Raw genomic sequence first — 23,008 nt, forward strand, 5'->3', positions numbered from 1 at the left:
CACGCGCGCCTTGAAGCCCGCGTCATGGTTCCTGCGTTTCCGCATTTCTGATCTCCTCGTCCTCGGAGATCAGCAGACGTCAGATCGTAGCTTCCGTCACTGTCCGATTTTCGGGGAGTAGTTCAGGTTCCCAGAGAAAGTTGCCGGGCGACGCAAACAGGGAGCCATGCCAGGCAGGTGATTAGGGTTGTGTCACAGGTATAGGCTAGTCCGCTTGGACGTGCCAAGGCCTTCGGATCGAAATTGGAGCGGCCGACCGTCCTTCTCAACATGCGCATTCGTCATGCAGTTCTGCCGTCTCAATCGTGTCCCATCGGAGAGTCCAATGACGAGATCGTGGTTGAGGCCCTGGCCCTTTGCGGAGCTTCAGCACATCGTCCGGCCCGGCGCCCTTCACGACGATGCTGGTGCCAACGGCGCATCCGGCGGTGATCAGCAAAGCGAGAAGAGCGGCAAGATGGTTCGCGTGTTGAGACCTGCATCCGTTTTGCCATTCCTACGACACGAGCAGGCAAAGCAACGAGCGCAGGAAGGCTTCAGAGTCCCGTGCGCGGAACATCCCAAACGTTTTTTCCGCGATAGTGTTGCCTGAGCGTTGCCTCGCCTGCGCACAACAAAAAGCCCCGCGGTTAAGCGGGGCACATGTCTTTGATATAGCGCTAGAATTTGGTTGCGGGGGCAGGATTTGAACCTGCGGCCTTCAGGTTATGAGCCGATCAGAAGGGAAAATCAGAAACTGAACGATTTCAGAGCCTTACGCGACAACTATTTGATTTCTGAAGATTTCCATTCCGTCATTCGACCGGATCAAGCGACATCGGGCGGCACAACACGCGCGAAAACTGCAGCCAAGGGTTGAGGTGGCGTTGAGGTAGACGATTTTCTCCAGCATCGCAAATCCGCAAGCAAAAGGAGGCCCACGCTTTGCCAGCAAGAAAAGGCTCCCTGAGAGGATGACTCACATTGCCAACGGTCGTCTTTAATGTAGTCGCCCTGAAGCAGGGGCGCGTAGCCTGTTTTCGAGTACCCTGATCGCGCTGAAACCGAAATTTCAAACCCACATGCCGCTCCCTCAACTCTAAAGCTTCACCCGTTTCAGCCGCAGCGCATTCGCGATGACCGAGACCGAGGACAGCGACATGGCCGCCGCCGCGATCATCGGCGATAGCAGCAGGCCAAAGACCGGATAGAGCATCCCTGCCGCCACCGGGATCCCGGCTGCGTTATAGATGAAAGCAAAGAACAGATTCTGTCGGATGTTGCGCATGGTGGCCACGGCAAGCTTGCGGGCGCGGACAATGCCGGTCAGATCGCCGCCCAGCAGGGTCAGCCCGGCGCTTTCGACCGCCACATCGGCGCCGGTGCCCATGGCGATACCGACATCCGCCGCCGCAAGTGCGGGCGCGTCGTTCACACCGTCGCCGGCCATGGCGACCTTGTCCCCCTTGCCGCGCAGCCCGTCGATCAGATCCTTCTTGCCCTCGGGCAGCATTCCGGCGCGGACCTCGTCGATGCCCAGTCTTGATGCCACGGCCTGCGCCGTGCGTTCATTGTCGCCGGTTGCCATGATCACCTTGATGCCCAGATCGTGCAGGTCACGTATTGCCGCCTCGGCGGTGGGCTTGATCGGGTCGGCAACGGCGACCAGACCGGCCAGCCCGCCATCCAGCGCCACGAACATCGCCGTCTTGCCCTCGCCGCGCAGACGGTCGGCGGTGTCCTCTCCGGTGTCGCAGTCGATGCCAAGCGAGGTCATCAGCGCGTTATTGCCAAGCGCCACATCGCGGCCATCGACCTTGCCGATCACACCCTTGCCAGTGACGGCCTCGAACTCCTCGCCATTGCCAAGGCTCAGCCCGCGCGCCTTCGCACCCTCGACGATCGCCTCGGCCAGCGGGTGTTCGGATGCGCGTTCCAGTGCGGCGGCTGCGGCCAGCAACTCATCCTCGGACACGTCGCCGAAGCTGGTCACATCAGTCAGCGCGGGCTTGCCTTCGGTCAGCGTGCCGGTCTTGTCGACGATCAGCGTATCCACATCGGCCATCAGTTCCAGTGCCTCGGCATTCTTGACCAGTACGCCGGCCTGCGCGCCGCGCCCCGCCGCCGTGGTGATGGAAATCGGCGTCGCCAGCCCAAGCGCACAGGGACAAGCGATGATCAGCACCGAAACCGCCGAGGCAATGGCGAAGACATAGGACGGGCTGGGGCCAAAGATCAGCCAGACGATAAAGGCCAAAACAGCGATCACCACGACCGCAGGCACGAAGATCGCGGACACCCGGTCGGCCAGCCCCTGAATCGGCGCTTTGGAGCGTCGCGCGCCGGCCACCATCTGGACGATCTGCGACAGCACCGTATCGGCGCCAACATCGGTGGCGCGGATCGCCAGCGTGCCGTTCTTGTTGATCGTGCCGCCGGTCACGCGGTCGCCCTGCACCTTCTCGACCGGCACCGGCTCGCCCGTGATCATGCTTTCATCGACGGAAGAACGGCCCTCGACCACCTCGCCATCGACCGGCACGCTGTCGCCCGGCCGCACCCGCAACATGTCGCCCGCCATGATGTTTTCCAGCGGCGCATCATAATCGCTGCCATCAGGCAGGATGCGCCGCGCGGTCTTGGGTGCCAGATCCATCAGTGCCCGGATCGCATCGCCGGTGCGTTCGCGCGCGCGCAACTCAAGCACCTGCCCGACAAAGACCAGGGCGACGATCACCACCGCAGCCTCGTAATAGGTGCCGACCATGCCGCCCATTCGGTATTCCTCGGGAAAGATGCCCGGCAGGAAGGTGGCGAAGAGCGAATAGAGATAGGCCGCGCCGACCCCCAGCGAGATCAGCGTCCACATGTTCGGTGAGCGGTTTTTGAAGGAATCCAACCCGCGCTGAAAGAAGGGACGCGCCGCCCAGAGCACGATGGGCGTGGCCAGCAGGAACTCCAGCCAGATGGCGGTGCGGTGCCCGATCCAGTCGCGGACCGGAATGCCCACCATCTCGCCCATCGTCAGGATCAACAACGGCACCGCAGCGGCCACGCTGACCCACAGCCTGCGGGTGAAATCGGTCAGTTCATGGCTGGGTTCATCCGAGGGAATCATCGGCTCCAAAGCCATGCCGCAGATCGGGCAGGCGCCTGGTTCATCGCGCACGATCTCGGGATGCATCGGACAAGTCCATTGCGTGCCTGCCGGGGCGGATTTTTCGACCTTGGCCGCCGCGCCCGAGGCGTAGAACCACGGATCGCCGTCGAACTTCGACTGGCAACCGTCCGAGCAGAAATAGAAGGTCTGTCCCTCATAGTCGCGGTGCCGGGCCTCGGGCTTGATCGTCACCTGCATCCCGCAAATCGGGTCGATGGCCTTGCCGGGATCAGCCTGTGCCGGTGCGCCACCGTGTGTCCCGTGATCGTGATGCCCATGCGAATGATCGTGCTTGTGGTCCATGACTCGCTCCCGGCAGATACCTATAGGGGGTATATCAGACTTGCTCTATACCCCTTGAGGGTATAGCACAAGCCGCAGATGTTGAAGTTCGGAGCCCTCCTTGGCGCATGACAAGCAGAACCGAGACGCGATCCTGAAGCGGCTTTCCCGCCTGAACGGTCAGGTGCAGGGCGTCTCGCGTATGGTCGAGGATGGGCGCTATTGCGTCGATATCCTGAACCAGACCGCCGCCATCCGGTCTGCCCTGCGCGGCGTCGAACGCCTGCTGATCGAGGATCACGCGCGAAGTTGCATGGAAGACGCGATCCAATCCGGCGATCAGGACCGGCAGCGGGTGATGTTCCGCGAGGTCGTCGAGCTGATGGAAAAGGTGCGCGACTGATGCGCCTGCTGCTGTCGGTCGTGCTTGCCGCCCTGCTGGCGGTGACGATGCCGCTGGCACTGACCGGCGCCGCCTCGGCGGAGGCATCGCCGATGGCCTCGATGGCCGAAACATCCGCGTCGCCAGTCGCGCATGAATGCTGCACCACGCAGCCGGATTCTCCACATGGCGACTGTGCGGCCTGTGCCGCCATCGGCCATGCCGAAGTCACGCCGAACGCGGCCCGGTTGCCACGCCGAATCCGGCACATTCCCCCGCTGCAGGATATGAAATCCGCCAGGCCGCGTTTGCCGCTGCCCCCTCCGCGATCCGCTGCTCTCTGACGCCACATGGCCCGAGTGGCCACAAGTCGATCAACTGCGCCATGACAGGGATGAATGACCCTACGGCGCGCAACATCCCGAAGGACATCAGATATGAGCAACCCCAATTTCTCGCGTCGCGGGGCGATCCTTGCGGTCGCGGCGATACTGTCGACAACCTCTACCCTTGCCTTCGCCGCCACCGGCTCGGATGCAAAGCCGAACCTGCTGAGTGTCACCAAGGACCCCGGCTGCGGCTGCTGCGGCGCCTGGGCCGACCTTGCCATCGAGGCGGGGTTTGAGGTCGAAATCACTGAGGCCAGCGACTATGTCGGCATGAAGCGCGACGCCGCTGTGCCCGAAAACCTGTGGTCCTGCCACACGACCCGGATCGGCGGCTATATCGTCGAGGGCCATGTGCCCTTCGCGGCCATAACGCAGCTTCTGGATCAGCGTCCCGACATCTCCGGGATCGCCGTGCCGGGGATGCCCGCCGGCTCTCCGGGCATGGGCGGCGGGGTCGAGGCCACCGCCGAGGTCATCGCCTGGGGCGGCATTGCCGGTGACGGGCGCGCCTTTCCGCTGGACGGATAACAGATGACGCGCAACGCACTCATCCTCATCGCAGCGGTCGGTCTGGCCGCTGCGATCCTGATCCTCTGGCGCGGCAGCGGGGCCACCGGAACAGCCGCGCAGGATCAGGCCGTGATCGCGCTTGGCCAGCGGCTCTACGTCGATAACTGCGCCAGTTGCCACGGCGCCGATCTGGAAGGCCAGCCGGACTGGCAGACCCCGCTCGCAAGTGGCCGCTATCCGGCGCCCCCGCATGACGAGACCGGTCACACATGGCATCACGCCGACGCGCTTCTGGTACAGATCATTCGCGACGGCACGGCCGCCGTGGTCGGCGATGGGTATAAAAGTGACATGCCCGGCTTCGGCGATGTCATGAGTGACGACCAAATCGCCGCCGTTCTGGCCTATATCAAATCTACCTGGCCTGAACGGGAACGGGCAATCCAGAGCCGCATCACCAAGGACAGCGCGCCGTAACACCCCGGCGCGACACCACCATAGCCAAGGAGTTTGCCATGAAGAAAAGAACCGCCGTCATCGCCCTGACGCTGTTCGTCCTTGCCGGGTGCACGGCGCAAACGACCGGCACCGCCGTCGAGGAGGCCTCGCCCTATCCCATTCCGAACGAGGTCGTCGCCATCGCCGGCCCCAACCAGGACCTGACAACGGCGCGGCTGGACCCGGCGGATGATTGCTATTGGTATTATCATGTCGGGCCGGTCGAAACGACGCTGGTGCCGCTGCGGGCGGCCAACGGCAACCATATCTGCAACGCGCGTACGTCCTGACGCCCGGCCTCGCCAGAGGGCGACCGTTCAGCTGATGGCCGTCACGCTGCCCACCGGCGAATAGAGATAGGCGGTCGCGCCGATCTGGACGCGTGGATAGAGTCCGTTGATATGGGCCATGACCATGCGGACGCAGCCGGAACTGGCGCGGCTGCCGATCGAGGTCGGAAACGGCGTGCCGTGAATGCGCAGATAGGTGTCGCGCTCGCCGAGATAGAGATAAAGCGCCCGTGACCCGAGCGCATTCCGGGGACCGGGCTCCATGCCGTTTTCATACTGCGCATAGACCTCGGGTTCGCGCTCGATCATGTTCCTTGTCGGGGTCCAGTGCGGCCATTCGGCCTTGCGCTTTATTGTATAGGTCCCCGGCTCGTAAAGATCGCCCCGGCCGATGGCCACGCCGTAACGCATCGCCGTGCCGCCCTCTTCGATGTGGTAGAGGTATCGGGCCACGGCATCGACATGGATATCGCCCGGCACCAGACCGTCATTCGCGACAATCCGCTGCGGCAGGAAACGCTGGTGCAGGCCCCAAGGATTGGGGCCGCCGGCCTCCACCTCGGCATCCCAGGCGGCCTTCTGCGCCGCGTCGGGCCAGGTCGAGGCCATAAGCGGGCTGGCGGCGGAGGCCGCGAACAGCGCCGTCGTCGTTCGGATGAAATGTCTGCGTGTCAGCATGTGATTGCTCCTCGTAATGGTTGTACCTTCAGATGAATGCGGCAAGCGCAGCGGGATCCGCGATTGCCGAACCGTATCGCATCAGCGCCCATCGACCTCGGGCGTCGCCGCTGGCCCGCCTTCCAGATCGGCGATCAGCGCCTTCATCTCCGCGATTTCCAGCGTCTGGGCCTCGATGATGCTGTCCGCCAGCGCCCGCACGCGAGGATCCGAGATATCCGCGCGGGTGGATGTCAGGATCGCAATCGAGTGATGCGGAATCATCGCCTTCATCCAGGCGGTATCATCGACCGTTGCCTGACTGCGAACCAGAAACAGGCCGAGGGCAAAGGCCAGAATTGAAAGGCCTGCGACGGTCATATTGGCGCGCTGGTTGCGATACATCCCAAGCATGAAGGCCAGCATGATCAGCGCCATGGCGCCGCCCATGTAAAGCGCCATCCACATCCGGGTCTGGCTGAAAAAGACATGATCCATCGCCCAGGTGTTCAGATACATCAGCCCGAACATGATCACCGTCGAGGTAGCGATCATCGCCGCAAAACGGCCATAGCTTCCGCCGCTCTGGCTTCCGTGGCTATTGTGTCGATCAGAATTATCCATAGCGTTGTCCTTTCGTGAAATGCTTCAATTGCCACGCGAGGCCGCAACCAGTTCGGCCAGTTCCGTTGATGAAATGGCGCCAAAGCGCGAATCCGATCCGGCGATGAAGGTGGGTGTGCCGACAAGCCCCATCGCCTCGGCCAGCGCATTGGACTGCTGGATATGTTGGGCAATCTCCGGGCCGCCCATATCGCGCTGCAACTGCTGAGTGTCTAAACCCATGGATCGCGCAACACGCAGGACGCTGGCCCTTTCGGCCCGGGGTTTCTGACTCATCAAGGCGCGATGAAAGTCGGCGTAGCGGCCCTGCTTGCGCGACGCCAGCGCCGCGCGGGCCGCGAAAACCGAACCCTCGCCAAAGACCGGCCATTCCCGCATCACCATCCGCAAGCCGGGATCGGCTCCTAACACGGCATCCACCACTGGCATCATCGCACGGCAGAACTGGCAGTTATAGTCGAAGAACTCGATCAGAGTCGCATCGCCGTCAGGATTGCCGAAGATCGGCGCATTCGCGTCATGTTCAAGCTGCCTGCGGAATTCGGGTGGAAGCGAATGACCAGCCCAAGATAGGCGCGGTGCGATGGCCATCGCCGGGGCGGTAAGGGCCAGGGTCAGGATCATGCGTCGCTGAAACATCATGTCACTCCCGTCACGCCGAGACCGCGAACGTCGTCATCATGCCGCTGGCAAGATGCGGCATGTGGTGACAATGCAGCATCCATTCCGCCGCCTCGCCCGCATCCAGCGCCACCGTGACCATCGACATGGGCGGCACATAGACCGTGTCGCGCAATGCACCGGAAAACCGTCTGCCATTGATCGCGACAACTTGGAAATGATGGCCATGCAGATGCATGGGATGGCCCATCATCGACATGTTGTGGAACATGATCTCGACCCGCTGGCCTGTTTTGGCCGTAACCGGAATCCGATCCTCGAACACGCGGTCGTTGATGGTCCAGCGATAGGGCTGCATCTGCCCGCCCAGCATCACCATGGGTGATGCATCGGCAACTCGTTCCGTCAGCGGAGCAACGGCCCGCAAGGCGGCTTCCTGTGCAAGGTCGATATCGAATGCAGGTGCGGCCTCGTCTGCCATTCCAAGCATGACCGGCACCTTGGCGCCAGCGGTCGCAAGGATAAGGCCGGTGCGCTCCTGCGCGCCTTCGCGCAGAGCAAGGATCGGCCATGCGCCGCCTCCGGTGGGCAGGTCAAGCTCGATATCCAGGCGCTGCCCCATGGCCAGACCAAAGCGCGTTCCTGGCAAGGGCTGCACCGGCTGGCCATCCACCGCAACAAGCCGACCCGGAACCTCGCCGCTGTCGAGCCAGAATACCGTGGCCGCAGCCCCGTTGATGACCCGCAGCAGGACCCGGCCACCCTTTTCTACCCGCACAACTTCCGGGTCGCTCAAGGTGCGGTCATTCACCAGATAGGCATCGAAATCGAAGTCGTTCAGATCCATCTGCATCCCGGTCATGCCGGGCATGGACATGCCGCTCATTTCCGACATCACATTCATGGCCATGCCGCCCCCCATGTCATGACCGGCATGGGGATCGGCTGGTTGCGACATTTCGGCTTCGGCGGCCTCGTCATGCCCCTTTCCCGAGCGGATTTCGTCCAGCACCTCTTCCGGCGGGCGGAAGGAAAAGTCATGCAGGAACATGGTGACCTCTTGCCGATCAGCTCGCAGATCCTCGGGGCGGCGGACGATCAGGGGTGCGGCCAGCAACTGCATCTCCTGAATGGGCACATGGCTGTGCATCCAGTGCGTGCCTGCTGCGGCCTCAAAATCATAGGCACGCGTCTCTCTTGGCTGCAGCAGCGGCATCGGCATATCGGGAACGCCGTCCTGTGCGTTCGGCGGGATCTGTCCATGCCAATGAATGATCGTCGGCTCGGCCAGATCATTGGTCAGATCCAGCAAGAAACGCTGGCCGGGGTCCAGTGTCAGCCCGGGCGTTCCGTTGCCGTTGATCAGCCCGAAAACCGTGGCGGCGCGGCCATCGATGTCAAGCGTGCGCGTCGTTGCCTGCAATGCCAGCGCGGCTGGCTGCGCAAAGCCCGTGCGCGGGACGGCAAAAGCTGCGGCCATGGCAGCGGATGCGGTCAGAAAGCCGCGGCGATCCAGCGTGCATGTCATATGAGTAATCCATCAAACCCCGTGGGGCGAACAATGTTCGGCACCTTGAACAGGTGCGGCAAATCAGGTGTTCAGATGGATTTCGGAGGGCGGTATCCGGGGCCGACCAGACGGCCCTCACGTGTCACCGCTATAGAGTGCCATTTCAGCGAATGCTCGGTCTCAACAGGCGCAAGTTGCGCGGCAGCAAGCCAGGGCGTAGGTGTGCCGACACATACAATCGCACAGGCATCGGTCATATCGTGCCGAGAAGGCTCTCCCGAATAACCGTGCTCATGCCCGGCTGTGTCGCCGGGATGGCTGATCGAAGCGACAACTTGATCGGTCGGCAGTCCGGCTGGGCCAGCACTTTGCCCATGCTGCGTCGCGCCCGCCAACACGAGCAGGACAACAAGCAGAGAACATATCGCGCGGCACATCATGTGGTTGAGTTGGAACCTATGAAACTAGCTTGACAATAAGCAGGACAGGCTCTCGTTGCAATTCACGGAGTAATCAACAGAGGGTGTAGGTTTTTCCCTTCTGAGCCATTGACCGGCAGCCCTCCCCCTAGGTTCTGCCACCTTCCGCCTCCCCGCCGGTCTGACTGGCGATGTATGACTTGCCATGCGCGCGAGGCTGAGCCTTGTGTGGGATGCAAGAAGGAGGCGCTGGGCGTGGTCAAAAGACTGAGATTGAACGAGAAATCGGTGCGGGAGGCGGTGCCGGAACCGGGCCGGGACTATCAGATTTTCGACAGCGAGGTGCGGGGATTTGCCATCTGCATCTACCGCTCCGGCAACCGGGCCTTCACGCTGGATTACCGCCATGCCGGACGGCAGCGGCGGATGACGCTGGGGCGCTGGCCGGAATGGTCGACGGCAGCGGCGCGGGAGCGGGCAAAGGAGTTGCGGCGCGAGATCGATGCCGGGGGCGATCCGCTGGGCGCGAAGGAAGACGGGCGGGACGCACCCCGGTTCAGGGATCTGGTTGACCGCTATGCCGAGGTGCATCTGCCGAATCTGGCGAAAACCAATGCCTCGGATCAGCGCTCGATGCTGACGAAGCTGGTGGGCCCGGAGTGGAACAACAGGCTGGTGACCGAGATCACGCCCTATGATGTGGAAAAGCTGCTGAACCGGATCGCCGAGGGCCGAGCCCGGCCGCATAAGGCAAAACCAAACAACCGCGCCCGGAAGCTGCAGGGTTCGAAGCCTACACCAGTGCGGGCCAATCGCGTCGGCGAGGTGCTCCGAAAAATGTTCACCTATGCGCAAAGCTGGGGCTGGCGCGAGGACAATCCGGCCTCGGGCTTCCGCCGCCGCATCGAGAACCCTCGCGAGCGGTTTCTGAGCCAAGAAGAGATCCGGAAGCTCGCCGCCGCGCTGGACGCGGCCGAGGATCGGCGGGCGGCGGATATCATCCGGCTCTGCATGCTGACCGGCGCGCGCATGGGAGAAGTGAGGCAAGCGCGGTTCGAGCATTTCAACCTCGAACATCTCAGCTGGTCGAAGCCCGCCAGCATGACCAAGCAGCGGAGGATCCACCGGCTGCCGATCTCAGATGAAGCCGCAGCCATCGTTCGCCAACGGCAGTTACTGGTCCCGCGCGGCTGCCCCTTCCTGTTCCCCGGCGATGTGCCCGGCCAGCCTGTGAAGGAAATCCGCCGCTTCTGGCATCAGATCCAGAAGCAGGTGAACATTCCCGATGTCCGCATTCACGACTTGCGCCACACCTTCGCCTCGCTACTGGTCAGTGGCGGTGCGTCACTGGAAATGATCGGAAAGCTCTTGGGTCACAGCCAGACGCAGACCACTGCGCGCTATGCCCATCTGATGGACTCGCCGCTGCGCGCCGGGGTCGATGCCGTGGCCAGCGCCTTCCGGCCAAAGCCGGTGCTGGTGCATGATGCCGGGGCGCAAGATGATCAGGCGCGCAAAAGCGCCTGACCAAACGTCGGCCTCTCGCAACGGGCGCTATGGGGTTTCCCGCAGCGCCCGCCAGATCGGGGTCAGTCGCCTTCGGATCGTACTCTCATCAGGTATCTCGCGACCCGGAGAGGTCTTTGCGAACCAGTCCTGAACTTCCGCAACCCATTCACCCTGCGTTGCAGGCAGGCCATCCTCGTGTAGACGGACCATCTGCGAGATATAAAGACCTTCCCAGTCATAGCGGGATGGCGCACCGCCCGGATCTGCCGCACGCTTGGCGAGACCGTGGGCAATCTCGAACTCGTAAACCTCACTCGCGAGGATCAGCAGGTCGGAGGGTTCGACGGTGATGTGATTTTCGGGATCCGCGATCATCACCCAGTCCTTCTGGCCAATTGGTCGAACCCGCCGGATCACGCGGCGTTGCGGCCCGCTGGCCCAGCGCCGGAACATGCTGAGGATATCGACCACGGGCACCACGACCAGCCCTGACAGAATCGTCCCGTTCTGCTGGATCGGCTCGATCGCCATGACGACCTCGGGCTTTCCGTTGATGGCCCAACCCGCCAGATCGTCGAGGCTGCAATCCCATCTGATCGCAACTTCCTGAACCGTGAAAAACGTGCGTTGCGGCAATCCCATCTTCTTTCGTCTCCCTGCTCGTAGGCGCTGGGCTGCCCTTCTTCCGATCCCAAAGCGCCTTGCCTCAATCCTCTCGCGCGCAGACACAGCTTTCCCGATCACGGGCCTTGCAAAGGCTCGCGTCGCTCGACCGCATCCGGCGTGATTGGCCGACTTCTTCACCACCAGAACGAGACTTGTCCAGACGATTTCACTGGGGACAACCGACTCTTTGTTCTTGACATGTTCCAGCCCCAACAAAGGCTGAATCTGACACCGGCGACCGGCAGAAGGGGTTCTGCCGGTCGCCGGATTTTGCCTCTTGACAGCCTGTCTCGCAGTGCATGCGCATCGCCAAACCCAGCAAAACATGGGGTGGCATAACCTCCGGGAGGTTACGCCACCTTCCGCCTCCCCGCCGGGCCTTTTTATGTGATTGTTCTTCTCCCCGTCAGCGGCCCGGTCCGGGCGATGCAAGATGGAGGCAAGAGCATGACACAACCCATGAGTGCGGAACCGACGGTTGAACCGCGCCTGCTGCGCGGCTGGATCAGCCGCTACGATCTGGCGCAGGAGCTTGGCCTCACGGTCGATACGCTGGGGCGCTGGGAGCGACGCCGCAAGGGTCCGGCCTGCGTCCGCGCCGGTCGCAAGATCTTCTATCGGATGAGCGTGGTGCAGGACTGGCTGCAGTCGCAGGAGATGCCGCGGGTCACCGACGCGAAACCCGGCAAGGCGCGGGGGCGGAAATGAACGCTATGTCCCAGATTCCCGATGCCGCTATCGATCATAGCTCTACGACCGATACTGCCTGCCCGCCGGACTGTCCCGTCCAGCGCCTCTCTGAGGCCCGGGGCATTGTCGCCGATTTCGTCCATCACCCGGACAGCCTGATCATCCTGGCCTGCCGCGCCATCGCCGCGCACAGCCCCGAAGATCAGGAACGCCGCGAGGCCTTGGCCCTTGCCGGTCTGCTGATCGCCGTGTCGAACCGCAAAGCGAAAGGTGGTGACGCATGACCCGTCGAACACCCGAGGCCGATATCCAGCGCGCCATTGTCCACACATTGCGGATCGTCCTGCCCCGCGATGCCATCATCCACCATTCCGCCAATGAGGTCGGGTCGGGTGGCAAGGCCGCACGGGAGCGCCAGGCGATCCTGACCGGCATGGGCGTGTTTCCGGGCTTTGCCGATCTGGTCGTCCTGACTGGCGGGCAGGTGTTGTTTCTGGAGGTCAAAAGCCCGTCCGGCCGCCTCAGTCCGGCCCAGAGAGCGTTCCGCGACATGGTGAAGGCCCAAGGGTTCGGCTGGGCGCTGGTCCGCTCCGTCGAGGACGCGCTGGGCGCGCTCGCCGATCACGGCATCACGACGCGCGCCCAAGCGCTAAACCCGCGACGGAGGGCCTGCGCATGAGCCACTACGCGACCAACTGGGCCATCCTGCAGCGTGGGCTGAAGCCCGCCACCAAGATCGTGCTCTGGCATCTCTGCGACCGCCACAATCCGGATTTTGGCTGCTTTCCGACGCAGGCGCGGCTGGCGGCCGATTGCGAGATGTCGGTGTCATCCCTGAACGACCATCTTCGGGCGCTGGAAGAAGCGCGGCTGATCCACCGGGTTCGCTGTCACGATCCGCAGACGCATCGACGCCAGGCGACACGCTACATCCTCGGCTTCGAAGATCGGTTTCCAGATCCGTCGGACGAAGAAGACGACTGCGCTTCCGAGCCCGACGATGGCGATGACAGCGACGGTCCATGTCCGGATTCCGGAGATGGAGCCATCTCCGAAAAATCGCCAAAGCCATCTCCGAATTTGGCCGGTTTCCATCTCCGAAATTCGGAGACTAACCCTGTAAGAGAACCATTAAGGGAACCAGTAAAGGAGGAGGAGGGAGCGCGAGCGCGCGATGATCGATTTGAAGAGTTTTTTGAAAGGCTGCTCGACGCGCTGGGTTTGGACACCGATGCGGGGCTTCCCGGCTGGTGGCAGGGATGGCCACCCCGCGAACATGTCCGTCGCTGGATTACCGATCTCGGCCTGACCGAGGATCGGATCGTCGCGGTGGCCCGCGACAGCCGCAGCACGCATCCCAATCCGCCGGACGGCCCGAGAGCACTGGACAGGGCCATGGAACGGGCGGCACGGAGCGCCGAGGCGAGGAAGCCCGCTGACGGCGACAAGCGGAGCAAGCGCGGCAACAAGCCTGCCGACGCGCCACGTGCCAGCATGGACGAGATCGCGGATTTCTATGCCGGGCTGCTGAACGGGGATGGCTATCTGCCCTCCAATGCCATCTCGAACACCGTGCGCAATGCCATGCTGGAACGCGGCCTGGTCACGACCGAGCGGCTGCGAGAACGGGGCGTGGCATGAGCATCCATTCCCGCTTCCCGAACCGCAGCACCACAGGCACCCGAACCAAACGCGCGCTGGGCGTCCAGCAGGTGCTGGAATGGGCCTTTCGCATGGAGAAGGCCCGGCTGGAACTGCCCGGGCCGCCCGACCCCGAACGCAGCGAAAGTCTCGGCTTCGGCCTCGAATACGTGCTGATGCAACGCGCCGCGCTGGGCTGCCGCATCGATGGCGGAAGGTACAAGCCGAACAGTTCCACCCACGAGGATGCCGAGGTAGTTGCAGCCTGCGTCGCGGGATTACCCACATCCCTCGGCGGCATCCGCATGGCAATCCGCATCGCCGAACTGGCCCGGGCCGGGATAACACCGGATTGGATGCCCGGCGCCGTGCCGCGCTGCGTGCCAATCGAGATGAAGCGCAATCAGCACGGCGAACGCTCGATCACCATCGCCGTCGGCACGGCACGCGTGTTGTCTCGCGGCAAGTGGCGGGCGGTCGAACTCCGCGCCTGCCCGGTGACCTTCTCGCCGCATCCCGACCAGATCGCTGCCGCGCACCGGCACTACACGCAATGGTGGCAGGCGCTCGGCTGGGTGCGGGATGGCTTGCGCCAGGGGGGCATGCTACGCAGCATCGAAGTGACGGATACCGTGCCGAAACGGGAGCCTTGGCGGGCCAACACCCGTGTATGAAGACCCTGAACCATCATCGCCTTGGCAAAGGATGAGATTTGAAGGCCCAGTATCGGGACAGGAAAAATGTGGACACTGCAGCGATCAAGGTCGAGGTGAGCAGAGCCAGCTCCGCCGGAACCGCTGCAAGCTTTAACAAAAGCCCAAGGCTCGACTCATTGGCAATGAACCCAAGGATAGCAACGACAACAAAGCGGGATAGCGAGTTTTGCACATCAACACCATGTCCAGAGAAAGTGAACATGTGGTGTCCCCAGAAGCTGACCATGAAAGCCGTCGCAAAAGCTGCAGCGTTGCCAACCAGCGGTGCAACGCCAATCCAGATCAGCACGATCGCGACGGACAGGTGCACCAGCGTCGCCACCCCTCCGGTCAGGGCGAAACGCGCTGCGGTGCCTAGCATTCGGGCATCGAAGCAATGGTGACATCTTCAGCAATCAAATAGCCGGGTCGGCCTTTGACCTCGCTGAAGACGCGCGCCAAATATTCGCCCAGCACCCCAATGGACATTAACTGAATGCCGCTGAAGAAGAAGATCGCGACCGCCAGTGTTGACCAGCCGGGCACGGCATGGCCAAGCAGCAGGGTGCGGCCAGCCAAAAACATCCCGTAAAAGATCGACAGCGAGGCAAGCACCATGCCGATGCCGGTCCACATGCGCAATGGCCAATCTGTGAAGGCCGTTAGCCCGGTCATCCCTAGTTTCAGCAGGCGGCGGAAGCCGAACTTGGTGCTACCGCCACCACGAGGCTGCAATTCAACCGGGATCGCAAGTGAGCGAAAGCCGACCCACGCATAAAGGCCTTTCATGAAGCGGTTGCTTTCAGGCAGCGCACAAAGCGCATCGACAACTTTTCGGTCCATCAGCCGGAAATCCCGCGCTCCGGCGGGCATAGGCACCTCGCTACCGATGTTCAGAAACCGATAGAAGGCGGCGGTGAAGCGACGCTTCAGCCAGCTTTCATCATCGCGATGAGCGCGGACCGCATAGACGATCTCATAGCCTTCGCGGTATTTTTCTAGCATCGTGTCAACATAGCGCAGGGGCTCTTGCAGGTCGGCATCGAGGATCACAACAGCCTTGCCCGCCGCATGCCGCAGCCCGGCCATGATCGCCTGCTCTTTTCCGAAATTGCGCGACAGGCGCAACACGCGGACCGGCACGCCCCAATGGCCAGACTGAACCAGTTCAAGGGTGGCATCGGTGCTGCCGTCATCGACCACCAGAATCTCAGACTGCGGAACCAGCCTGCGCGCCTTGCGCGACACCCGGTTCAGTGTTTCCGCAATATTCTCCGCCTCGTTGAAGGCGGGAATAACGAAGGACAGATCCGGCGCCGTCGGTCCGAGATCGATTGCCCGTGGCATGGTGTTTGCCGTTTCGCGGGTGATATTCTGCATGCGACTCATCATTTCACCTCGCCTGCGGTCGGGGTGACGAACAGGACATGCCGTCCATATTCCCCCAGATTTTCAAGTCCCAATGCCGTGGTCTCTGGCGCCATACCAGGTGGTACGGAGAACGCGGCCGGTGCGCTGTCGACGGACAGTCGGGCCAGGTCGTCGATCTCAATCGCCTGCGCTTTACCCTCCGAATAAAACTCGGCCGAGTAGCTGCGCCCGCCAACGGTATAAAGCGGTGCGCCGGGCAACGCCGTATTGGCGGCGGCGACCAGTCCCCTGTCCGTTTTCAGCCGGATCTGTTGCGGTGCAAAAATGGCGCCCGAAGTCAGCAAGAGGAAAACCGCGAAGATCGCCGATGTCGCGATGGCAAACACTGCGCGCGCCACACGGCTCGGCTGAGGCCCGATTACTTTTGCGAACAGCGTGACCAGCAGAACGGCGGCGGCAGGCAGGCCCGGTAGAACATAGGCGGCAAGGATGTTGGATGCCGGTGTGAACAGCAAAAGCGGAGACACAGCCCAGAGCAGCAGATAGATCAGCCAGCCAGAGCGATCTTGTCGGACGGTCGTGAGGGTTTTGCCGGGACGGGTCAGCAACAAGGCCGGAACCAAGCTCCAAGGCAAAGCCGCCATCAGCCAGAACAGCCAGATCATTCCCTTTGCTTCCTGATGCCCGGACCCGTAAAGGTCGCCTTGCCAGCCGGGGGTCAGGAAGCGCTGAATGTGCTCTCCAATCAGGAAATAGTGCAGGAAACCGGGCGTGGCAATTTCGGCGGCGACATACCAAGGCACCACCAGCACCATCAGCATCGTTGTGCCCCGTGTCCACGGAAGCTGACGCAATAGGTGCCAGTTCCGCGTCAAGGTCAGCCAAAGCGTCAGCGGGATGGCACAAAGGACCACGGCCACCGGACCCTTGGCAAGCATTCCGATCGCCAGCCCCAAGAAAACGGCATAGCTCCAGCGGCTGCCTGCCCCGCTGACCGCATGCCAGAACCCGACCATGACCAGTGTCGTGCCAAGGACCATCGGCATGTCGGTCATCACAAAGGCGGATGCGCCAAAGAACATCGCCATCGTTGCCAGCACGACAGTCGCGACCAATGCAGTGTTACGCCCAACGTTATCGCGCACCCAGAGCCAGACGAGAAACAGCACAGCCAGCGCCGTCAGCAGAATTGGCAGGCGCGCGGCGGCTTCATTCACGCCAAACAACTGCATCCCGCCCGCCGACAGCCAGGTATGCAAAGGCGGCTTACCCCAAAAGGGCACGCCATAGTCGAATTGCGGCGTCAGCCAGTTTCCGGTCTCGACCATCTTGCGCGCGATTTCCGCATAGCGCGCTTCGGTCGTGTCGGTGAAAGGCACGGCAAACATCGCCCAAATGCGCAAAAGCCCGAATCCCGTCAGAACCGCGAGCAGGAACCGACGTGCGGTGTTGTCCAGCTGCATATCATGCAACGTCGGGCGCAGAATTTTCCGGGCGTGCGTCGCGGCAGGCCGCTGGGCCGAATAGGCCTCGGTTATTGTCATTATCTGGTCCTGCTTGATAGGCGAAGAGCTTGTATTCGCCGCCATTTACCAAGCGAGACCTGTCCGCGCCGTTGCCGGAACTATAACAATCCGTAATGTCCCGCAGGCTTGACCAAGACACAGGGTGGGCTATCCCAGCGAAGGGAGCAACTGAAAGCAACACAAATGCGCGTTCTTGTGGTCGAGGATCATACCGAAACGGCGGAATATATCTCTTCCAGCCTGCGCGCGCAGGGGCACCTGGTCGATCACTGCGATAATGGCCGCGAAGGCTTCCTGGCAGCGCTGGACAACAATTACGATGTGATGATTTTCGACCGTATGCTGCCGGGTCTGGACGGGCTGACACTGATCAAATCGGTGCGCGGCGCAGGGGTAAAAACACCGATCCTGATCCTGTCAGCGATGGACGGCATCGACGACCGGGTCGAAGGGCTGGAGGCAGGATCGGACGATTATCTGGTCAAGCCGTTCTCGTTTCAGGAATTGTCTGCGCGGCTGGCGGCCCTGACCCGCAGACCCCCCCTGAAGACCGAGGAAACCGTCCTGCAGGTGGCCGATCTGGAAATGAACCTGATCCGTCGCACGGTCACGCGGGCGGGCCAGTCGCTGGACCTCCAACCCCGCGAATTCAGCCTGCTGGAATATCTGATGCGCAATGCCGGACGTGTGTTAACCCGCACCATGTTGCTGGAATCGGTCTGGGACTTTCACTTCGACCCCAAGACCAATGTCGTCGAGACCCATATCAGCCGCTTGCGTAACAAGGTCGACAGACCTTTCGACACCGAATTGATCCACACCGTCCGCGGCGCTGGCTACAGCCTGCATGGCTAGGCACACTGGCATATCGCGCTTCCTGCGCTCGACCTCGGCGCGCCTGTCACTGCGGTTCGCGGCGCTTTACGCAATCATTACCGCCTTGGTATTCGGGCTAAGCTATCACTTCGCGGATCGCGAGATCAGTGAATGGGTATCAGATCAACTGGCCGATGATGCGGCTGGTTTCGCAAGTCTCTATGAAAGCGATGGGCTGGAGGCGGTTCAGGCAAAGCTAGGAGGTTTTGCCGGCTTCAATTTCGAAGACTATCGGATCTACCTGCTTGAGGACGCCAATGGCACGGTTCTGGCCGGAAATGTCGATGCCATCGACGGAAAGGGCAGCGGCTATGTCCCCGTCGATGCAATTCACGCCGAAAAGCCACGCTATGAGGATGTTACCGGCTATCTGCTACATTCGGTGCAACTCGGCCCGAACCGGCTGACCTTGGGCACAAGCACCTATTTTCTTGAAGAGCTGCGCGAGGTTCTCGAGCGCGGATTCGTTGCGGGCTTCATCCTCTTGCTGCTTGCTGGTTTGCTTGCGGGGATCATTGTAGGTCGCAGAACCGAACAACGGCTGACCCAGATTTCAACGACATTGAAGTCGGTGGCGATGGGCCAATTGGAACGTCGCGTCCCCACCACTGGAACCGACAGCGATGATCTTGCCCGCATGGCAGATGAAATCAACCGGACCATCGCCCAACTTCAGAAGATGGTCGACAGCCAGAAGCAGATATCAGCAGATATTGCCCATGATCTTCGCACCCCGATGCAGCGTCTGAGGCAGCGGTTGGATGTGCTGCTGAATGCGCCCGATCTGACGCGTGAGAACAGGGAGGTCGCGGAACAGGCCGTCGAGATTGCCGACGATCTGATCGAGATATTCCATGCTCTGCTGAGGATCGCGCAGATCGAAGCCGGTCAGCGTTCAGTTCGGTTCGCCGCAACCCCGCTGGCTCCGATCCTCGCCCGGATCGAGGACGCCTATGGCCCCGTCGCCGAGGAGAACGATCAGACGCTGGTGTTTGGCATTGAGGATCAGGACGCAATGGTTTTGGGCGATCAGCACCTGTTAACCCAAATGATCGCAAATCTCGTTGAAAACGCCCTGCGCCACAGCCCTCCGGGAACGCGAATTGAGGTGACACTGGCAAGGTCAGATAACAGCGTTCTGCTTAAGGTTTCAGATAATGGACCGGGCATCCCAGCGGAAGAGCGGGACAAGGTCTTCCGCCGCTTTTACCGCCTTGAGAAAAGCCGAACCACTCCGGGCAACGGCTTGGGCCTTAGCATGGTCAGAGCGATCGCGGAACTACACAGCGCAGAGGTAACAATGAGCGATAACAATCCGGGCCTGCGCGTTCTGCTGCGTTTCCAGCAAGGCAGCACCGCGAGGAGCTTAGCCTAGACGATACAGCCTGCGAGATCTTGTAAGCGCCACACGAACAAACCCGCAACAAAACAGTTTGACATTCGAGCCTCTCTTGACTCATAACTCAAGGATCGAAGACGAGCGCCCGGAGAACAGACGTCTCTCAGGTCCTCATCAGGTCAAACCCTCCACACCTCCCCCCTGCCATGGTTCCTCCCCGACGCGATCTGTATTCGGGGGGGCGCAGCGCAGAAGGTTTCCAGCGTCAGGCATTTTCACCGGGGAAGCCAGGCGGAAGCCACTCCGCCAGTAATTCCAGGTATTTCATAGCAATATCAGAAGATTAACAAATCACGATCTGGCCACGGTGGATTCCCGGGAGGAAGCCAGGGAATCCACCTTCGGGGAAGCCAGGGCGTGGCCAGAAGCCACGCCGGGGAAGCCAGTTTTTGCGTCCCGATCACCCTTGCTCCATGACGGGCAGAGGCGACCGGGCGCGCATCACGCCCGCCCGGCTTCCTTGTCCAGCAGCGCCATGCGGTCCGCGCTGAAGTCACCGGGCTGCGGGGTCAGCTTGGTCATGGCGTGCACGAAGAACTGGCGGAAGCCTTCGCGTTCCTCGCACCATGCCAGCAGCTTCACGCCCTGCGACGGTGAACCAGCGCCAGCGGCAGGACCGTGCGCGTGGTTTCGTTCCCCGACAGGTCGGTATAGCCGAAGGCGACCGGCTGGCAGGCACAGATGGCCACGTGCAGCACCGCCAGATCGGTTGCGGCCGCTTCGGGCGCATCCTCGAGCCAGTATTGTGCCGGGCGCACATCGAGCATCTGATAGATGCGGCCGAGCAAAGCTGCCTCGGGATCGGATGCGGCCAGACGGTCCAAGGCGGCATTGGCTGCAGCCGCTGTGACCGGATCGCCGCGATAGCCGGCCAGAGCCAGACCGCGCAGCGCCGTGTCGCGCAGTTCGGGCTCCAGGACGGGTGCCGGGTGCGCCACGAACCGCGTCGCCGCCTCATGCCCGATACCGATCACGGCGACAGCGCCGGCCAACCGGCGCGCAAGCGCGCGGCGGGTGAGGTTCAGGGTCAGAGCGGGCGTGCGACCGAGTCGCATGGTGATACCTCCTTGGAACAAAAAAGAGGATCTGCATCGCATGGCGTGAATAATCCGGTCCATAATTTTCGGGGTTTCCGCCTCCTGCATCCGGAAGCGGGTGTCTGACTGTATCGCTGGCGTCACTGTCACGACGTTCAACGGGATTGGAACGCATTCGGCGGCATATCCCGAACGCATTGAATCCGATTATCTTTTCATATTGACATCCGTGCCCGGCTTGACCTACCCCTTGAGCATCGAAGATTTGCGCCCGGAGGATATCCCCTCGCGGGCGCTTTCGTTTTTCTGCCCTCAGATCCCGAGCCCCACCCCATGGACCTCACCTTCGCGCCGCGCCAGATCGAGTTCTGGCCGATCGAGCGGCTGCGCCCCTATGCCCGGAACGCCAAGATGCACGGGCCCGATCAGGTGGCGCGCATCGCCGCCAGCATGGCACGCTTCGGCTGGACCGTGCCCTGCATGGTCGGCGACGACGGCGAGCTGATCGCCGGCCACGGCCGGGTACTGGCGGCTACGGAACTGGGGCTTGCTGAGGTGCCGGTGATCCGGCTCGGCCATCTCGACGAGGCCGAGCGCCGGGCCTACCGGATCGCCGACAACAAGCTGACGGAACTCGGAGACTGGGACGATGCCTTGCTGCGTGACGAGGTCGCCGGTCTGCTGGCCGAGGATTTCGACCTGTCGCTGCTTGGCTTCGCCGAGGACGAACTGGAGGCCCTGCTGCAGGATCCCGATCTTGCCGAGGATGGTGCCGCCGAGGGCGAGGACGAGGTTCCGGAACCTCCTGCCGATCCGGTCTCGGTGCCCGGTGATCTCTGGCAGCTCGGGCCGCACCGGCTGATCTGCGGCGACAGCACCTTAGCCGATGTGGTTGCAAAACTGCTGGGCGATGTCTGCCCGCTGCTGATGGTCACCGACCCGCCCTATGGCGTCGAATACGACCCGGCATGGCGCAATGCCACGGGTGCGGCCAAGACCAAACGCACAGGCAAAGTGCTGAACGACGACCGGGCCGACTGGAGGGAGGCCTGGGCGCTGTTCCCGGGCGATGTTGTCTATGTCTGGCATGGTGCGCTGCATGCAACCACCGTCGCCGACAGCCTGATCGCGGCGGGATTCGATATCCGCTCGCAGATCATCTGGGCAAAAGACCGGCTGGTCCTCAGTCGCGGCGATTACCACTGGCAGCACGAGCCCTGCTGGTACGCGGTCAGGAAACGCGGCAAGGGCCATTGGGCCGGGGATCGCAAGCAAACGACGCTCTGGCACATCGCCAACCGCGATCAGGATGCCGAAACCGTCCACGGCACGCAGAAGCCAGTCGAGTGCATGCGCCGGCCGATCCTGAACAATTCCAGCCCCGGTCAGGCGATCTACGAGCCCTTCATGGGATCGGGCACCACCCTGATCGCCGCCGAGACTACTGGTCGGGTCTGCTACGGCATCGAGTTGAACCCCGCCTATGTCGATGTCGCCATCGCCCGTTGGCAGAACCTGACCGGCAAGGAAGCGACACTGGCGGGAAGCGGCGAAAGCTTCGCCGATTTGAAAGCTAGCCGTCGGCCAGTCAGTCTGTCGATTTCAAGCGAATGATCTTTGCGAGATCATCTGCCTCTTCCATAAGTTCGAAGACCTGAGTGCGGATGTCGATGAATCGTTGCAGTTCGGCTTTCGCCTTGTGCCTCATATCTTCCATGGTGACCGGCTGGGCGTCGGCGCTGTCCAAAAACTTTGTCATCCGCTGCACTCGCACATCCTTATCCGGCGGATTGCGAAGTTCGAGAAAGTCACGCCAAGGCTTTTGTCCCTTACTTTCGTTGCAGGTGCGACAGCAAGGGACGAGATTGCGGATACGATGCCCATGCCCAGAGAAATCACCTTTCACCACACGATTGAATACGTGATCCCATGTCGCCGCAGGCTCGCCGCAGTAGACGCAATCGAGATCTTCCTCAGGGTCCTGACCAAGATCTTTGATGGCTTGAGCGACGTCGGCTACAACAAAGCTATCATGAGGCGCCAGCGCCGACGCAAAGGCATTTGCAAACGTGCTCTTACGTCCCATGATTGTTGAAGGTCGAAGATATTTTTTGATACCCGCCAGCTTCACGCCCGCCCTCCGAGATCTCTTAACAGAGGTGACCTGCCCCCCGTTGGTCCCTCGGTCATAACGAGAGTCTGCCGGTTTGAGATTGGTAGTCGGCGGATCGTTTCAGGGCAAGCGCGCCGGGCGCGGAGCCCTCGGGTAGCGCAAGC

The 23,008-nt window shown here is 62.0% G+C and carries 26 protein-coding genes; 14 read left to right on the forward strand and 12 right to left on the reverse strand.

The genetic code is table 11. The features are described 5' to 3' along the window. Positions 1-1,078 precede the first annotated feature (1,078 nt). Complete coding sequence (locus OC159_RS17570) at positions 1,079-3,442, reverse strand: heavy metal translocating P-type ATPase (protein ID WP_265502503.1); 2,364 nt, start codon at positions 3,440-3,442, stop codon at positions 1,079-1,081. A 100-nt stretch (positions 3,443-3,542) separates the two neighbouring features. Here OC159_RS17570 and OC159_RS17575 point away from each other — a divergent pair, with 100 nt between their 5' ends. From OC159_RS17575 to OC159_RS17595, 5 genes are all read left to right on the forward strand, one after another. Next, a complete protein-coding gene (locus OC159_RS17575; RefSeq protein ID WP_101459771.1) occupies positions 3,543-3,824 on the forward strand; it encodes a metal-sensitive transcriptional regulator in 282 nt (93 codons plus the stop codon). Further along, complete coding sequence (locus OC159_RS17580) at positions 3,824-4,147, forward strand: hypothetical protein (protein WP_265502504.1); 324 nt, start codon at positions 3,824-3,826, stop codon at positions 4,145-4,147. Before OC159_RS17575 ends, OC159_RS17580 begins: the two co-directional genes overlap by 1 nt. A gap of 93 nt (positions 4,148-4,240) precedes the next feature. After that, complete coding sequence (locus OC159_RS17585) at positions 4,241-4,720, forward strand: DUF411 domain-containing protein (protein WP_119886900.1); 480 nt, start codon at positions 4,241-4,243, stop codon at positions 4,718-4,720. 3 nt (positions 4,721-4,723) lie between these two features. Beyond that, a complete protein-coding gene (locus tag OC159_RS17590; RefSeq protein ID WP_010400329.1) occupies positions 4,724-5,179 on the forward strand; it encodes a c-type cytochrome in 456 nt (151 codons plus the stop codon). Positions 5,180-5,217: 38 nt separating this feature from the next. Further along, a complete protein-coding gene (locus OC159_RS17595) occupies positions 5,218-5,490 on the forward strand; it encodes a hypothetical protein (protein ID WP_265502506.1) in 273 nt (90 codons plus the stop codon). 27 nt (positions 5,491-5,517) lie between these two features. On the opposite strand, the gene OC159_RS17600 is transcribed toward OC159_RS17595, so the two are convergent. From OC159_RS17600 to OC159_RS17615, 4 genes are all read right to left on the reverse strand, one after another. Then, positions 5,518-6,168, reverse strand: a complete 651-nt coding sequence (locus tag OC159_RS17600; protein ID WP_265502507.1) for a L,D-transpeptidase — start codon at positions 6,166-6,168, stop codon at positions 5,518-5,520. An 81-nt stretch (positions 6,169-6,249) separates the two neighbouring features. After that, positions 6,250-6,702 carry a DUF305 domain-containing protein gene (locus OC159_RS17605; protein WP_010400332.1) on the reverse strand — a complete coding sequence of 151 codons (453 nt, stop codon included), beginning with the start codon at positions 6,700-6,702 and terminating at the stop codon, positions 6,250-6,252. Between the two features lie 93 nt (positions 6,703-6,795). Beyond that, a complete protein-coding gene (locus tag OC159_RS17610) occupies positions 6,796-7,395 on the reverse strand; it encodes a DsbA family protein (RefSeq protein WP_230383201.1) in 600 nt (199 codons plus the stop codon). A gap of 28 nt (positions 7,396-7,423) precedes the next feature. Beyond that, positions 7,424-8,920, reverse strand: coding sequence for a multicopper oxidase family protein (locus tag OC159_RS17615; protein WP_265502508.1), 1,497 nt, complete (start codon positions 8,918-8,920; stop codon positions 7,424-7,426). A 656-nt stretch (positions 8,921-9,576) separates the two neighbouring features. Between OC159_RS17615 and OC159_RS17620 the strand changes: the two genes are divergently transcribed. After that, entirely contained in the window at positions 9,577-10,848 is a 1,272-nt protein-coding gene (locus OC159_RS17620) for a tyrosine-type recombinase/integrase (protein WP_265502509.1), read from the forward strand. A 27-nt stretch (positions 10,849-10,875) separates the two neighbouring features. Here OC159_RS17620 and OC159_RS17625 read toward each other — a convergent pair whose 3' ends face one another. Next, positions 10,876-11,709: a hypothetical protein gene (locus tag OC159_RS17625; protein ID WP_265502510.1), complete on the reverse strand. Its 834-nt coding sequence runs from the start codon at positions 11,707-11,709 to the stop codon at positions 10,876-10,878. Between the two features lie 234 nt (positions 11,710-11,943). Here OC159_RS17625 and OC159_RS17630 point away from each other — a divergent pair, with 234 nt between their 5' ends. Genes OC159_RS17630 through OC159_RS17650 form a run of 5 tightly spaced genes read left to right on the forward strand, consistent with a single transcriptional unit; the run spans position 11,944 to position 14,501 of the window. Further along, positions 11,944-12,204 (forward strand): helix-turn-helix transcriptional regulator, encoded by a 261-nt coding sequence (locus tag OC159_RS17630; RefSeq protein WP_101461915.1) that lies wholly within the window; start codon positions 11,944-11,946, stop codon positions 12,202-12,204. A 5-nt stretch (positions 12,205-12,209) separates the two neighbouring features. Then, positions 12,210-12,470: a hypothetical protein gene (locus tag OC159_RS17635; RefSeq protein WP_265502511.1), complete on the forward strand. Its 261-nt coding sequence runs from the start codon at positions 12,210-12,212 to the stop codon at positions 12,468-12,470. Continuing rightward, on the forward strand, positions 12,467-12,865 hold the full coding sequence (locus OC159_RS17640) for a VRR-NUC domain-containing protein (protein ID WP_265502512.1): 399 nt from the start codon (positions 12,467-12,469) through the stop codon (positions 12,863-12,865). Before OC159_RS17635 ends, OC159_RS17640 begins: the two co-directional genes overlap by 4 nt. Then, a complete protein-coding gene (locus OC159_RS17645; RefSeq protein ID WP_265502513.1) occupies positions 12,862-13,827 on the forward strand; it encodes a helix-turn-helix domain-containing protein in 966 nt (321 codons plus the stop codon). Before OC159_RS17640 ends, OC159_RS17645 begins: the two co-directional genes overlap by 4 nt. Beyond that, positions 13,824-14,501 (forward strand): hypothetical protein, encoded by a 678-nt coding sequence (locus OC159_RS17650; protein ID WP_265502515.1) that lies wholly within the window; start codon positions 13,824-13,826, stop codon positions 14,499-14,501. Before OC159_RS17645 ends, OC159_RS17650 begins: the two co-directional genes overlap by 4 nt. A 13-nt stretch (positions 14,502-14,514) precedes the next feature. Here the strand turns inward: OC159_RS17650 and OC159_RS17655 are convergent, their stop codons facing one another. From OC159_RS17655 to OC159_RS17665, 3 genes are read right to left on the reverse strand one after another with little or no spacing between them, the layout of a single operon-like run. After that, positions 14,515-14,904, reverse strand: coding sequence for a GtrA family protein (locus OC159_RS17655; protein WP_265502516.1), 390 nt, complete (start codon positions 14,902-14,904; stop codon positions 14,515-14,517). Next, positions 14,898-15,902, reverse strand: coding sequence for a glycosyltransferase family 2 protein (locus OC159_RS17660; RefSeq protein WP_265502517.1), 1,005 nt, complete (start codon positions 15,900-15,902; stop codon positions 14,898-14,900). The genes OC159_RS17655 and OC159_RS17660 overlap by 7 nt, the downstream gene beginning before the upstream one ends. Before the next feature lie 8 nt (positions 15,903-15,910). Then, positions 15,911-17,437 carry an ArnT family glycosyltransferase gene (locus OC159_RS17665; protein ID WP_265502518.1) on the reverse strand — a complete coding sequence of 509 codons (1,527 nt, stop codon included), beginning with the start codon at positions 17,435-17,437 and terminating at the stop codon, positions 15,911-15,913. A gap of 165 nt (positions 17,438-17,602) precedes the next feature. Here OC159_RS17665 and OC159_RS17670 point away from each other — a divergent pair, with 165 nt between their 5' ends. Both OC159_RS17670 and OC159_RS17675 read left to right on the forward strand, forming a co-directional pair. Further along, complete coding sequence (locus tag OC159_RS17670; RefSeq protein WP_074970405.1) at positions 17,603-18,274, forward strand: winged helix-turn-helix domain-containing protein; 672 nt, start codon at positions 17,603-17,605, stop codon at positions 18,272-18,274. Beyond that, a complete protein-coding gene (locus OC159_RS17675; RefSeq protein ID WP_074970403.1) occupies positions 18,267-19,670 on the forward strand; it encodes a sensor histidine kinase in 1,404 nt (467 codons plus the stop codon). Before OC159_RS17670 ends, OC159_RS17675 begins: the two co-directional genes overlap by 8 nt. A 465-nt stretch (positions 19,671-20,135) precedes the next feature. Here OC159_RS17675 and OC159_RS17680 read toward each other — a convergent pair whose 3' ends face one another. After that, complete coding sequence (locus tag OC159_RS17680) at positions 20,136-20,276, reverse strand: hypothetical protein (protein ID WP_265502519.1); 141 nt, start codon at positions 20,274-20,276, stop codon at positions 20,136-20,138. Continuing rightward, positions 20,273-20,749 (reverse strand): WYL domain-containing protein, encoded by a 477-nt coding sequence (locus OC159_RS17685; RefSeq protein WP_265502520.1) that lies wholly within the window; start codon positions 20,747-20,749, stop codon positions 20,273-20,275. The genes OC159_RS17680 and OC159_RS17685 overlap by 4 nt, the downstream gene beginning before the upstream one ends. 315 nt (positions 20,750-21,064) lie before the next feature. Here OC159_RS17685 and OC159_RS17690 point away from each other — a divergent pair, with 315 nt between their 5' ends. Next, complete coding sequence (locus OC159_RS17690) at positions 21,065-22,345, forward strand: site-specific DNA-methyltransferase (protein ID WP_265502521.1); 1,281 nt, start codon at positions 21,065-21,067, stop codon at positions 22,343-22,345. Here OC159_RS17690 and OC159_RS17695 read toward each other — a convergent pair. Then, positions 22,320-22,862, reverse strand: coding sequence for an HNH endonuclease signature motif containing protein (locus OC159_RS17695; RefSeq protein ID WP_265502522.1), 543 nt, complete (start codon positions 22,860-22,862; stop codon positions 22,320-22,322). The genes OC159_RS17690 and OC159_RS17695 overlap by 26 nt on opposite strands. Positions 22,863-23,008: the final 146 nt, after the last annotated feature.

This window comes from Paracoccus beibuensis, from assembly GCF_026162625.1.
In the GTDB taxonomy this organism is placed as follows: domain Bacteria; phylum Pseudomonadota; class Alphaproteobacteria; order Rhodobacterales; family Rhodobacteraceae; genus Paracoccus; species Paracoccus beibuensis.